This is a genomic window from Diaminobutyricimonas aerilata (assembly GCF_002797715.1).
GTDB classification, from domain to species: Bacteria; Actinomycetota; Actinomycetes; order Actinomycetales; family Microbacteriaceae; genus Diaminobutyricimonas; species Diaminobutyricimonas aerilata.
Genome location: NZ_PGFF01000001.1, coordinates 1,935,215 through 1,947,802 on the forward strand (window position 1 = coordinate 1,935,215; position 12,588 = coordinate 1,947,802).

11 protein-coding genes are annotated in these 12,588 nt (G+C 70.7%); 5 read left to right on the top strand and 6 right to left on the bottom strand.

Going from position 1 to position 12,588, the window contains the following annotated elements; genetic code table 11:
• Positions 1–3: 3 nt before the first annotated feature.
• The 4 genes from alaS to CLV46_RS09335 all read right to left on the bottom strand — a co-directional run bounded on the left by alaS (position 4) and on the right by CLV46_RS09335 (position 5,234).
• A complete protein-coding gene (gene alaS / locus CLV46_RS09320) occupies positions 4–2,661 on the bottom strand; it encodes an alanine--tRNA ligase (RefSeq protein WP_100364516.1) in 2,658 nt (885 codons plus the stop codon).
• Positions 2,662–2,665: 4 nt separating this feature from the next.
• Positions 2,666–2,884, bottom strand: coding sequence for a hypothetical protein (locus CLV46_RS09325; protein ID WP_100364517.1), 219 nt, complete (start codon positions 2,882–2,884; stop codon positions 2,666–2,668).
• 111 nt (positions 2,885–2,995) lie between these two features.
• Complete coding sequence (gene rpsD / locus CLV46_RS09330) at positions 2,996–3,625, bottom strand: 30S ribosomal protein S4 (protein ID WP_100364518.1); 630 nt, start codon at positions 3,623–3,625, stop codon at positions 2,996–2,998.
• Positions 3,626–3,809: 184 nt separating this feature from the next.
• Complete coding sequence (locus CLV46_RS09335; protein ID WP_100364519.1) at positions 3,810–5,234, bottom strand: replication-associated recombination protein A; 1,425 nt, start codon at positions 5,232–5,234, stop codon at positions 3,810–3,812.
• An 84-nt stretch (positions 5,235–5,318) separates the two neighbouring features.
• Between CLV46_RS09335 and CLV46_RS09340 the strand changes: the two genes are divergently transcribed.
• The 5 genes from CLV46_RS09340 (at position 5,319) to CLV46_RS09360 (ending at position 9,990) form a co-directional block, all read left to right on the top strand.
• Entirely contained in the window at positions 5,319–6,113 is a 795-nt protein-coding gene (locus tag CLV46_RS09340) for a peptidylprolyl isomerase (RefSeq protein WP_100364520.1), read from the top strand.
• A gap of 83 nt (positions 6,114–6,196) precedes the next feature.
• Positions 6,197–7,429: a DUF349 domain-containing protein gene (locus CLV46_RS09345; RefSeq protein WP_211282172.1), complete on the top strand. Its 1,233-nt coding sequence runs from the start codon at positions 6,197–6,199 to the stop codon at positions 7,427–7,429.
• A 116-nt stretch (positions 7,430–7,545) separates the two neighbouring features.
• Complete coding sequence (locus CLV46_RS09350; RefSeq protein ID WP_157802282.1) at positions 7,546–8,091, top strand: hypothetical protein; 546 nt, start codon at positions 7,546–7,548, stop codon at positions 8,089–8,091.
• 49 nt (positions 8,092–8,140) lie between these two features.
• Positions 8,141–8,725 (top strand): ArsR/SmtB family transcription factor, encoded by a 585-nt coding sequence (locus CLV46_RS09355; RefSeq protein WP_100364522.1) that lies wholly within the window; start codon positions 8,141–8,143, stop codon positions 8,723–8,725.
• Complete coding sequence (locus CLV46_RS09360; RefSeq protein WP_157802283.1) at positions 8,722–9,990, top strand: MFS transporter; 1,269 nt, start codon at positions 8,722–8,724, stop codon at positions 9,988–9,990. Before CLV46_RS09355 ends, CLV46_RS09360 begins: the two co-directional genes overlap by 4 nt.
• Here the strand turns inward: CLV46_RS09360 and CLV46_RS09365 are convergent.
• Both CLV46_RS09365 and CLV46_RS09370 read right to left on the bottom strand, forming a co-directional pair.
• The gene (locus CLV46_RS09365) at positions 9,969–12,227 is read right to left on the bottom strand and encodes a RelA/SpoT family protein (protein ID WP_100364523.1); all 2,259 of its coding nucleotides are present in this window, start codon (positions 12,225–12,227) and stop codon (positions 9,969–9,971) included. The two genes, CLV46_RS09360 and CLV46_RS09365, sit on opposite strands and share 22 nt — an antisense overlap.
• Positions 12,228–12,252: 25 nt before the next feature.
• A complete protein-coding gene (locus CLV46_RS09370; protein ID WP_100364524.1) occupies positions 12,253–12,588 on the bottom strand; it encodes a rhodanese-like domain-containing protein in 336 nt (111 codons plus the stop codon).

Consider the following 12,588-nt stretch of genomic DNA (forward strand, 5'->3'; position numbering starts at 1 on the left):
CCGTCAGCCTCGCAGCTGGCTTGCGACGCTCTCGAGCGCGGCGCCGATCGCCGACGCGTCGGACCCGCCGCCCTGCGCGAGGTCGTCGCGACCGCCGCCACCGCCGCCGAGCACGGCCGCGGCACCCTTGGCGAGAGGACCCGCCTTGACCCCGGTCGACCGTGCCGCGTCGTTCGTGGCGACGATCACCGCGGGCTTGTCGTTGACGGTCGCGGCGAGGGCGACGACGGCCGCCTCGGCGCCCAGACGCTCCCGCACGCTCGTCACGAGCCCGCGGAGGTCGTCGGCGGAGTTGAGGCGCCCGAGATCCTCGATGACGGCGCGCACCGACCCGAGGGTGTGGGCGGACTGCACGAGGGCGGGCACGCGCGTCGCGAGGGCGCTCGCCTCGTACTGCGCGATCCGCCGCTCGGCGGCCTTGAGGTTCGCGACGAGCTCCGCGATCCGGTCGGGGAGCTGCTCGCGCGGCGTCTTGAGGGTCGAGGTGAGCTGCGACACGATCGCGCGCTCGGCCGCGAGGTCCGCGAACGCGTCGAGACCGACGAGCGACTCGATGCGGCGGTTCGTCGATCCGACCGACGACTCGCCGATCACGTTGATGAGCCCGATCTCCGAGGAGCGCCCGACGTGGGTGCCGGCGCACAGCTCGCGCGACCAGGGGCCGCCGATGTCGACCATGCGCACGCGGTCGCCGTACTTCTCGCCGAAGAGCGCCATGGCACCCTGCGCCTTCGCCTCGTCGAGCGAGAGGATGCGCGTGGTCACCTCGAGGTTGTCGCGCACGGCGCGGTTCGCGATGTCCTCGATCTCGGTGCGGGTGGCCGGCGAGAGCGCCTGGTTCCAGCCGAAGTCGAGGCGCATGTAGCCGGCCTTGTTGTACGAACCGGACTGGTGCGCCTGCGGCCCGAGCACCTGCCGCAGCGCGGCGTGGATGACGTGGGTCGCCGAGTGCGCCTGCGCCGCCGAGTGACGGTAGAGCGGGTCGACGACGGTCGTGGCGGAGTCGCCGACGGCGACCTCCCCCGTCGTCACCTGCACGGTGTGGCTGACGAGCCCCTTCACCGGGCGCTGCACGTCGAGCACTTCGAGGTCGAAGCCGTTGCCGACGATGCGGCCCTGGTCGGCATCCTGTCCGCCGGACTCCGGGTAGAGCGCGGTTTCGGCCACGATGACCTCGGCGATCTGGCCGGGGCCGGCGCTCTGCACCGGGTGGCCGTCGACGATGAGGCCGAGCACCGTGGTCTCGGTCTCGAGCAGCTCGTAGCCGGTGAACACCGTCTCGCCCTTGGCGCGGAAGTCGCCGTAGACCGAGAGGCCGGCGCGGGCCGACTTCTTCGACTTCGCGTCGGCCTTGGCGCGGGCGCGCTGCTCCGACATGAGTCGGCCGAACGCGTCGCGGTCGACCGAGAGCCCGGCCTCCTCGGCCATCTCGAGGGTCAGCTCGATCGGGAATCCGAAGGTGTCGTGCAGCTGGAAGGCGACGTCACCCGGGATCTGCGCCGATCCGGTCGACTTGGTCTTCTCCACCGCGGTGTCGAGGATCGTCGTGCCGCTCGCGAGGGTGCGCAGGAAGGTCTCCTCCTCGCCGAGGGCGAGGCGGGAGATGCGGTCGTAGTCGTGGCCGACCTCGGGGTACTGCGCCTTCATCGCGTCGCGGGAGGCGGCGAAGAGTGCGTCGAAGGTCGGCGCGTCCACACCGAGCAGCCGCATCGCGCGGATGCTGCGGCGCAGCAGGCGACGAAGGATGTAGCCGCGGCCCTCGTTGCTGGGGGCGACGCCGTCGGACATGAGCATGAGCGACGAGCGGATGTGATCCGCGATGACGCGCATCCGCACGTCGTCGTCGTGGTCGGCGCCGTAGCGGCGGCCGGAGAGTTCGCTCGCCATGTCGAGAACCGGGCGCACCTGGTCGATCTCGTACATGTTCTCGACGCCCTGCTTGAGGAACGCGACGCGCTCCATGCCCATGCCGGTGTCGATGTTCTTCTTCGGCAGCTCGCTCACGATGCGGAAGTCGGTCTTCGACCGCACGTCGTCGATGAGGTACTGCATGAAGACGAGGTTCCAGATCTCGACGTACCGGTCGTCGTCCGTCGCCGGTCCGCCGTCGGCGCCGTACTGCGGGCCGCGGTCGAAGAAGATCTCCGAGCACGGGCCGGCGGGGCCGGGCTGGCCGGTCGACCAGTAGTTCGAGTCCTCACCGAGGCGCTGGATGCGCTCGTCCGGGAGCCCGGCGGTCTGCTTCCAGAACCGCACGGCCTCGTCGTCGTCCTTGTAGACGGTGACCCAGAGGTCCTTCTCCTGGAAGCCGAGGCCGCCGTCGGCCTCGGAGGAGGTGAGCAGCTCCCACGCGTACGCGATCGCCTGCTCCTTGAAGTAGTCGCCGAACGAGAAGTTGCCGTTCATCTGGAAGAACGTGCCGTGGCGCGGGGTCTTGCCGACCTCTTCGATGTCGTTCGTGCGGATGCACTTCTGCACGCTCGTCGCGCGCGGGTACGGCGCCGGCACGAGATCGGTGAGGTAGGGGATGAAGGGCACCATGCCGGCGACGGTGAACAGCAGGGTGGGGTCGTCGCTCACGAGCGACGCGGACGGCACCACGGTGTGGCCGCGGTCGCCGAAGAAGCTCAGCCAGCGGCGCTGGATCTCTGCGGTCTGCACGGCGTCAGTTGCCCGCGTCGCGCGCGGCGGACGTCGCCTCATCGGCGGCGGCGCGCAGCTCGGCCGATCGCGACGTGTAGCCGTCGACGACGGCGTGCGCGAACTCGGTCAGGCGGCTGTCGAGGTCTTCGAAGAAGGCCTTGCCCGCCGGCGTCTTGTTGACCTGGTGGGCCACGACGAATCCGGCGGCCGCACCGATGGCGAGCAACAGCAGCTTCTTCATTTTCGAAGGTCTCCCTCGGGGGTGTCGACGGGATCTTTCCCGACGATCCAGCTTACTTAAACGCCGGAGGCCGGAACCGCATCCGCGGGCCCGGCCTCCGTGTGCACTCGATCAGCGAGCGGCGTAGTACTCGACCACGAGCTGGACCTCGGCCGTGACCGGCACCTCGGCGCGCTTGGGGCGGCGCACGAGACGGGCCTGGAGCTTGTCGAGCTCGACCTCGAGGTAGCCCGGGACCTTCGGCAGCACCTCGGCGTGACCACCGGCGGCGGCGACCTGGAACGGCTCGAGCGACTCGCTGCGCTCCTTGACGTGGATGAGCTGACCCGGCTTCACGCGGAACGACGGGCGGTCGACGATCTTGCCGTCGACGAGGATGTGGCGGTGCACGACGAGCTGGCGGGCCTGCGCGGTGGTGCGGGCGAAGCCGGCACGCAGCACGAGGGCGTCCAGACGCATCTCCAGGAGCTCGACGAGGTTCTCACCCGTCAGACCCTGGGTGCGGCGCGCCTCGTTGAAGACGATGCGCAGCTGCTTCTCGCGGATGCCGTACTGCTCGCGCAGACGCTGCTTCTCGCGCAGACGCACCGCGTAGTCGGAGTCGGCCTTGCGCTTGGTGCGGCCGTGCTCACCGGGAGCGTAGGGACGCTTCTCGAGGTAACGGGCGGCCTTGGGGGTGAGCGCGATGCCGAGGGCGCGCGACAGACGGACCTTGCGGCGGTCCTGGGACTTGGTGGGCACGGATGTCCTTACTGGGAGGTTCTGACTGACATGGGACACAGGCTGTCGCGATCACGCGTGAGCGCGCACCAGGTGGTCCTGTGTGAGTGAGAGGGTGTCTGCCGCGGCGTCGGTCGGCTACAGACCGTTCACCTTCTCCGGGATGCGACGCAGCCGCACGCGCACCACGGGAATATGGCAGCCGTCAGGATACCACGACATCCGAATCGGCGGCAGGGGCGACAGACGACGGCGCGGCGGGCGGTGCGGCCGGGGTTGCGGGAGCTTGCGGTGCCGGAGGCGTCCCGTCGATGATCGCACGCAGCTTCTCGAGCCGTGCCGACACGTCGCGCTCGTTGCCGTGGTTCGTCGGTGTGTAGTAGCGGGTGCCGGTCAGCACGTCGGGCAGGTACTGCTGACGCACGACCCCGATGTCGGAGTCGTGGGAGTACTTGTAGCCCTTGCCGTGACCGAGTCGCTTCGCCCCCGGGTAGTGGGCGTCGCGCAGGTGCTTCGGCACGCGTCCGATCTTCCCCGCGCGCACATCGGCGATCGCCGCGTCGAGCGCGGTGTACGCGGCGTTCGACTTCGGCGCGGTGGCGAGGTAGACGACCGCCTCGGCGAGCGGGATGCGTCCCTCCGGCATGCCGATGAACTGCACGGCGTCGGCCGCGGCGACCGCCATCGGCAGCGCGTGGGGGTCGGCCATGCCGATGTCTTCCGCGGCGGAGATGATGACGCGGCGGGCGATGAAGCGCGGGTCCTCCCCCGCCTCGATCATGCGCGCGAGATAGTGCAGTGCGGCATCCACGTCGGATCCGCGCACCGACTTGATGAAGGCGCTGATGACGTCGTAGTGCTCGTCACCGTTGCGGTCGTAGCGCAGCAGCGCCCGGTCGACCGCTTGCGCGACGGCCTCGGCGGTCACCGTCGGCAGCTCCTCGCCCTCGTTCGTCGAGGCCACCGACACCGCGGCCGCCTCGAGCGAGGTGAGGGCGCGGCGGGCGTCGCCGGAGGCGAGCCGGATGAGCGCCGCCCGGGCGCCGTCATCGAGGCGGACCGCTCCGTTGAGCCCGCGGGGGTCGGTCACCGCGCGGTCGATGAGGAGGCCGAGGTCGTCGTCGGACAGCGGCTCGAGGGTCAGCAGCAACGATCGCGAGAGGAGCGGGGCGATCACGGAGAACGACGGGTTCTCCGTCGTCGCGGCGACCAGGATGACCCATCCGTTCTCCACGCCGGGCAGCAGCGCGTCCTGCTGGGCCTTCGTGAACCGGTGGATCTCATCGAGGAACAGAACGGTCGACGTGCCGTACAGGTCGCGGTCCGACATGGCCTGTTCCATGACCTGCCGGACGTCGCGCACGCCCGCCGTCACGGCGGAGAGCTCGACGAAGCGGCGACCCGAGCTGTGGGCGATCGCCTGGGCGAGTGTGGTCTTGCCCGTTCCGGGAGGACCCCACAGGATCACGGAGGTGGATCCGCGTTGCGCCTCGGTGCCGGACGCGAGGGCGACGAGCGGTGAGCCCGGGCGCAGCAGGTGCCGCTGACCGGCCACCTCGTCGAGCGAGGTGGGGCGCATCCGCACCGCGAGCGGCGACGAACCGGTGCGCAGACCGGGCTGGGGACTCATGCGACCAGGGTATCCGCGGCGTCCGACCCCCTTGAGCACGCCCACTAGAGTTCTTCGGGGTATCACCGAGGATGGGGAGGACGCGTGGCCTCGAGAAGCAGGGATCGCGACGCACGGATCACTCGCGAACGCACGCGCGCCTATCTGGCGCGTCAGACGGTGCACGAGCACCGCGTGCGCCGCCGCCGACGCGACAACTTCGTCGCCGTCGGCGCGCTCGTGGTGGTCGCCGCGCTCGCGACGGTCGCGCAGGTGTTCTACTTCAGCGGCGGACCGGGCACGCCCTCTCCCGAGCCGAGTGCGAGCGCGAGCGCCACTCCCGAGCCCGAAGCGGGCGAGAACGTCGGCGACGTGCCCGACCCCGCCGTGGCGGAGGGCCGCGCCTGGACCGGTGAGCTCGTGCTCAACGACGTGCCGCTCGGCATCTCGCTCGACGGAGCGGCGGCACCGCAGGGTGTCGCCTCGTTCATCACCGACGCGCAGAACGGCTACTTCACCGGCAAGAGCTGCCACCGTCTGGTCAAGGGCGAGGGCGCCGGCCTCATCCAGTGCGGTTCGGAGGACGGCACGGGCGCGAGCTCGCCCGACTACGCGTTCGGTCCGGTCGAGAACGCGCCCGCCGACGGCGTCTACCCGGCCGGCACCATCGCCCTCGCGCGTGCCGACACCCAGTACACGAACGGACACCAGTTCTTCGTCGTGTTCGACGACACCGCGCTGCCGACCGACGGGGGCGGGTACACGGTGCTCGGCACGGTGACGAGCGGTCTCGACGAGCTCAAGGCACGCATCACCGATGCCGGCCTCACCCCTGGCTCGTCGGACACCGACGGCTCCCCCGTGGTGCCGACGACGATCACCTCGGTCAGCGTGCAGTGATCCGGTCCGGCCCCGCGCCGGACCGTGGAATAGAGTGATCCAGCCGACCGACGCGGGTCGGCGAGCGATATTCGGAGCGAGTGGTGGCGGAGAACGCAGAGAACCCCTGGGGTCGAGTCGACGAGACCGGCACGGTGTACGTACGCGATGGCGACAGCGAACGGGTCGTCGGCCAGTTCCCAGATGCCACGCCTGAGGAGGCGCTCGCCTACTACGCCCGCAAGTTCGCCGACCTCGAGGGCCAGGTCGGGCTGCTCGAGCAGCGTGCCCGCGGCGGCGCGCCGGCGGCGGACGTCTCGAAGGCGGTGGCGAAGCTCTCGCAGTCCATCGCGACCGCCAATGCTGTCGGCGACCTCGCCTCGCTGCGCACGCGCCTCGAGGCACTCGGCGGCACCGTGACGCAGCTCAATGAGCAGCAGGCCGCGGAGTCGAAGGCCGCGGTCGAGGCGGCCCTCGCCGAGCGCGAGGCCCTCGTCATCGAGGCCGAGACCCTCGCCGCGCAGGACCCGGCGAAGGCGCAGTGGAAGAACGTCACCGCCGCGCTCGACGACATCTTCGCCCGCTGGCAGAAGCACCAGCAGGAGGGCCCGCGCCTGCCGAAGAACGAGAGCAACGAGCTGTGGAAGCGGTTCCGGGCCGCGCGTTCGACGATCGAGCAGCACCGTCGGGCGTTCTTCGCCGAGCTCGACAGCGTGCACAAGGAGGCCCGCGGCCGTAAGGAGCGCCTCGTGGAGCAGGCGGAGGCACTCGTGCCCCGCGGCCACGACGGCATCCCGACCTACCGCGCCCTGCTCGACGACTGGAAGCGCGCCGGGCGCGCTGGCAAGAAGGTCGACGACGCCCTGTGGGCCCGCTTCAAGGCGGCCGGCGACGCGCTCTACGCGTCGAAGGCGCAGATCGACGCGCAGGAGAACGAGGAGTTCCAGGGCAATCTCGAACGCAAACTCGCCCTTCTGGAAGAGGCGGAGCCGCTGCTCAAGGCCACCGACCGCGCGTCGGCCCGCGACAAGCTCACGAGCATCCAGCGCCGCTGGGACGAGATCGGCAAGGTGCCCCGTGATCAGGTGCGCCCGATCGAGGACCGCCTGCGCAAGGTCGAGGCGGCCGTGCGCCGGCTCGAAGAGGACCACTGGCAGCGCACCGACCCCGAGAAGCAGGCTCGCGCTCAGGGCATGACGAGCCAGCTGACCGAGCTCATCGCGAAGCTCGAGTCGGACCTCGACTCGGCTCGCAAGTCCGGGGACGCGCGCAAGATCGCCGCGGCCGAAGAGGCTCTCGAGACGCGCCGGGCCTGGCTGAAGGCGCTCGGCGGCTGATCGCCTTCCGCGGGCGCCGGACGGCGCGCGCATCCACAGGCGCGCCGATCCGCTCCGCCATCCCCAGATCGCGACGCTCGTCCCCCGCGTGATCCGGTGAGGCGCAGGCTGTCGTCATGACGGTCAGGATGTCGGTGCTGGACACGGAGGATCTCCCGGTGGCGGAGCTGTCCGCTCTGCGCCTCGACGGTGAGCTGTTCGGACTCGGCTCGTCGTATTGCGCGATCGATGAGATCGACACCCCCGCCTTGCGCGCCGCGTCACTCGCGCGGCTCGCGGCACCGCGGTTGATCGCCGAGCGGTTCACCGCCGCGTGGGTGTGGTGCGCCGTGGATCGCTGTCCCGAGCGCCCCGAGTTCTGCAGCAGCCTCGATGCGCGGTCGCGTCCGTGGAAGCCTCTGCCGATCGAGCACCGGGAGGTGTCGATCGTGCGCGACGACGTGCAGCTCGTCGCGGGTCTCGCCGTCACCACGCCCACGCGGACCCTCCTCGACCTCGCTCGCATGCCGGTGGAGGCCGACCACCTCGTCGGCACGATGCGTCGCCTCGTGGCCGACGGACTCGCCGACGGCCGGTCGGTGCTGTCCGATCTCACCTCCCGGCCGAACCTGCCGCACTCGCGTCGCGCGGTGGCGCGGTTGCAGGAGGCACTCGACCGCTAATCCCACAAGAATCATTGTGCAATGTTCCTTGTGGAAGTAGCCTCGGGGCATGACCGAGCAACCCGACGCGCCGCACTCCTCCGTCGATGTGCGGGATCCGAAGGCGTTACGCGCCCTCGCGCACCCCCTCCGGCTCGCACTGCTGGGCGTCCTTCGGCGCGACGGTGCCCATTCCGTCGGCGAGCTGAGCGAGCTCGTCGATGCCGCCCCGGGATCCGTCAGCTATCACCTCGGCACGCTCGAGCGGTTCGGATTCGTGGTCGAAGCCCCCGAACTGGCCCGCGACGGCCGGGAGCGCTGGTGGCGTGCCGCTCACCTCGAGACGCACTTCGATCCGGGCTCGCTGGGCGAGGATCCCGGCACCGCCGCGGCGGCACGCGCGATGCGTGCGACCATCTACCAGTCCTACCTCGGCGAGCAGCTCGCCTATCTCGATGCCGAACCGGCCCTCGAGCGGGCGTGGGTCGACGCGGCGACGAGCGGCGACACGATCGCCTACCTCACCGCCGACGAGACGCGGAAACTGAGCGACGAGCTGGAGGCGCTCGCACGCCGGTGGGGAGCACGGCGCGATGCCGGACGCGCGGGCGTCGCGCCCGTCCGCCTGATGTACTCGACCTTCCGGCAGCCGTGACCGCGCCACGTCGGGTCGTTCCGCTCGTCGCCCTCCTCAGCGCGGACACCCTGTCGACGACCGCGAACGCCGTCACGGCGATCGCCGTGCCGCTCTACGCCTGGCAGGTCACCGGGTCCCCGCTCGCGGTCGGACTCGCCGGCGCGGTGACGACCGTGCCGCTCATCCTCGGCGGCGCCTTCGGCGGCACCCTCGTCGACCGGATCGGGCGCCGCACGGTCGGCGTCGTGAGCGACGCCGCGAGCGGACTCACCGTGCTCGCCATCCCCGTGCTCGCCGCGCTCGACCAGCTCCCGTTCGCCGTGTTCCTCGCGCTCGTCTTCGGCGGGGCGATCCTCGACCTCCCGGGGAGCACGGCACGGAGCACTCAACTGCCCGAACTCGCGGCCGACGCCGGCCTCGCGCTCCCCCGGGCGCTCGGGCTGCACGCCGCGCTCCACCGCACCTCCTCCCTGGTCGGCGCGGCCCTCGCTGGTCTCCTGCTGGCCCTCGGCGGACCGACGACCCCCCTCTTCGCGAGCGCGGCCTGCTTCGCGGTCTCCGTGCTGATCGTGCTGCTCCTCGTGCCGCGCACCCGGGCGGTGCATCCGACCGACCCGGCCGACGGCGAAGAAACGGGTCCCGCGACGGGTGCCGGCTACTGGCGCAGTCTCGCCGACGGCCTGCGGTTCGCCGCACGGCATCCGCTCATCCGCGCCCTCATCGTGCTCATCGTCGTGACCAACGCCATCGACGCGGCCGGCATGACGGTGCTGAAGCCGCTCTACGCCGCCGGCCAGAACGACGACGGTGCGTTGCTCGGTCTGCTCGTCGCCTTCTTCGCCGGCGGCGCCCTCACGGGAGCGGCGCTCTACGGCGCGGTCGGGCACCGCCTTCCCCGCCGGGCGACCTTCGTCGTGTGCTTCGTGCTCGCCGGCGCGCCCCCCTACGCGGCGATGGCGCTGGACCTGCCGGTGCCGGTCGTGCTCACGGTCGTGCTGCTGTCGGGGCTCGCCGCGGGCCCGCTCAACCCGCTCATCGACACGGTGCTGTTCGCACTCGTACCCGAGCGGATGCGCGGCCGCGTGTTCGGTGCCACCGGAGCCGCGGTCAGCGCGGCGATGCCCGTCGGGGCGCTCGTCGCGGGAGTCGCGACCGACGCGGTCGGCCTCACGATGTGCCTCGCCGTGGCGGCGGCGGTGTACGCGCTCGTGACCATCGGCAGCGCGGTCGGCGGGCGCTGGCGCGCCCTCGACGAGGAGCCTCAGCCCGCGCTGACCCGGTAGACGTCGTAGACGGCGTCGATCCGCCGCACCGCGTTGAGCACCCGGTCGAGGTGCGTCGTGTCGCCCATCTCGAACACGAAGCGGCTGAGCGCCAGCCGGTCGTTGTTCGTCGACACGGTCGCCGAGAGGATGTTGACGTGGTGCTCGCTCAGCACCCGCGTCACGTCGGAGAGCAGCCCGGAACGGTCCAGCGCCTCGACCTGGATCTGCACGAGGAAGACGCTCGACGAGGTCGGCGCCCACTCCACCTCGATGATGCGCTCCGGCTCGGTGAGCAGCGACTTCACGTTGTTGCAGTCGGTGCGGTGCACGGACACTCCGGCACCGCGGGTGACGAACCCGACGATGTCGTCGCCCGGCACGGGGGTGCAGCACTTGGCGAGCTTGACGAGGATGTCCGGGGCGCCGCGGACGAGAACGCCGGAATCCGAGGGGCGCAGCGACCGCGCCCGCGTCTTCGGCGTGAACTCCGCGTCGATGTCGTCGTTGTCCTGCTCGGTCTGCAGGCTCGCGACGACCTTCTCGATCACGGATTGCGTCGAGACGTGCCCCTCGCCGACGGCGGCGTAGAGCGCCTCGACGTTCGAATAGCGCAGCTGGGCCGCGACCTCGGCGAACGAGTCCTGGCTCATCAGCTTCTGCAGCGGCAGGTTCTGCTTGCGCATGGCGCGCGCGATCGCATCCTTGCCCTGCTCGATCGCCTCGTCGCGGCGTTCCTTCGTGAACCACTGGCGGATCTTGTTGCGCGCCCGCGGGCTCTTGACGAAGTTCAGCCAGTCCTGGCTCGGCCCCGCGTCGGGGTTCTTCGACGTGAAGACCTCGACGACGTCCCCGCTGTTGAGCGCGCTCTCGAGCGGCACCAGCCGACCGTTGACCTTCGCACCCATCGTGCGATGGCCGACCTCGGTGTGCACCGCGTAGGCGAAATCGACCGGCGTCGCGCCGGCGGGCAGGCCGATGACCTTGCCCTGCGGCGTGAAGACGTAGACCTCCTTCGCACCGATCTCGAAGCGCAGCGAGTCGAGGAACTCGGTGGGGTCGGCCGTCTCGGCCTGCCAGTCCGAGATGCGCGACAGCCACGCCATGTCGGTCTCGGAGCTCGGTCCGGCCGCGGCACCCTTGCCGCCGTTGACGCGCTCCTTGTACTTCCAGTGCGCGGCGACACCGAACTCCGCCCGCTGATGCATGTCATGGGTGCGGATCTGAATCTCGACCGCGCGCCCCTTCGGCCCGATGACCGTGGTGTGCAGCGACTGGTAGAGGTTGAACTTCGGGGTCGCGATGTAGTCCTTGAAGCGACCGGGGATCGGGTTCCACCGCGCGTGGATCGAGCCGAGCACGGCGTAGCAGTCGCGCACCGAGTTGACGAGCACGCGGATGCCGACGAGGTCGTAGATCTCGTCGAACTCGCGGCCGCGCACGATCATCTTCTGGTAGATCGAGTAGTACTGCTTCGGCCGTCCGACGACCTGGCCCTTGATGCGGGCCTCCTTGAGGTCTTCGCTCACCGCGTCGATGACGTGCTGCACGAACTCCTCGCGCTGCGGCGTGCGGTTGCGCACGAGGCTCTCGATCTCGACGTAGAGCTTGGGGTGCAGCACCGCGAACGACAGGTCCTCGAGCTCCCACTTGATGGCCTGGATGCCGAGCCGGTGCGCGAGGGGCGCGTAGATCTCGAGCGTCTCCTGCGCCTTGCGCCGCGCGGAGTCCTCGGCGACGAAGCCCCACGTGCGGGCGTTGTGCAGGCGGTCGGCGAGCTTGATCAGCAGCACCCGGATGTCCTTCGACATCGCGACGACCATCTTGCGGACGGTCTCGGCCTGGGCGCTGTCGCCGTACTTGAGCTTGTCGAGCTTGGTGACGCCGTCGACGAGCATCGCGACCTCGTCGCCGAAGTCGGCGCGCAACTGGTCGAGGTGGTAGTCGGTGTCTTCCACCGTGTCGTGCAGCAGGGCCGCGGCGATCGTCTTTGCCCCGATGCCGAGGTCGGCGAGGATCTGGGCGACGGCGATCGGATGGGTGATGTAGGGCTCGCCGCTGCGTCGCTTCTGGCCGTCGTGGGCGCGTTCGGCCACCTGATAGGCGCGCTCGATGAGGGCGATGTCCGCCTTCGGGTGGTGCATCCGCACCGTGCGCAGCAGGCGGTCGACCGCGCCGGCGGGCTGGGCGCGCGAGAACAGCCGCGGCAGGCGGGCGCGCAAGGAGGCGGTCGTCGTGGGCGCCTGTGTCTCGGTCATCCGCTCGCCTCCTGTCCCCTTGATTCTAGATCCGGGGAGAAGCGTCGCCCTCCGCGACGAGTACGCCCTCCGCGGACTGCCACGCGAGCATCCCGCCGTCGACGTTCACGGCGTCGTAGCCGGCGTCGCGGAGTGCCTCCGTGACGGTCGCCGATCGGGCGCCGCTGCGGCAGATGACGAGGATGCGCTCCCCCGCCGGCAGCTCGTCGACGCGCTCGCCGAACCGCGACATCGGGATCCAGTGGGCGTCGGGCGCGTGGCCCGCGTTCCACTCGTGCTCCTCGCGCACATCCAGCAGCCAGCCCTCGCCCGCGATCGCCGTCTGGACGGGGACCGCAGGTACGCCCGCGTCGTCGCCCAT

Coding starts and splice junctions, on each gene's coding strand:
- CLV46_RS09325 (WP_100364517.1), bottom strand. CDS start 2,884: ATGAAGAAGCTGCTGTTGCTCGCCATCGGTGCGGCCGCCGGATTCGTC.
- CLV46_RS09335 (WP_100364519.1), bottom strand. CDS start 5,234: ATGAGTCCCCAGCCCGGTCTGCGCACCGGTTCGTCGCCGCTCGCGGTG.
- CLV46_RS09350 (WP_157802282.1), top strand. CDS start 7,546: ATGACGGTCAGGATGTCGGTGCTGGACACGGAGGATCTCCCGGTGGCG.
- CLV46_RS09370 (WP_100364524.1), bottom strand. CDS start 12,588: ATGGGCGACGACGCGGGCGTACCTGCGGTCCCCGTCCAGACGGCGATC.
- CLV46_RS09355 (WP_100364522.1), top strand. CDS start 8,141: ATGACCGAGCAACCCGACGCGCCGCACTCCTCCGTCGATGTGCGGGAT.
- CLV46_RS09365 (WP_100364523.1), bottom strand. CDS start 12,227: ATGACCGAGACACAGGCGCCCACGACGACCGCCTCCTTGCGCGCCCGC.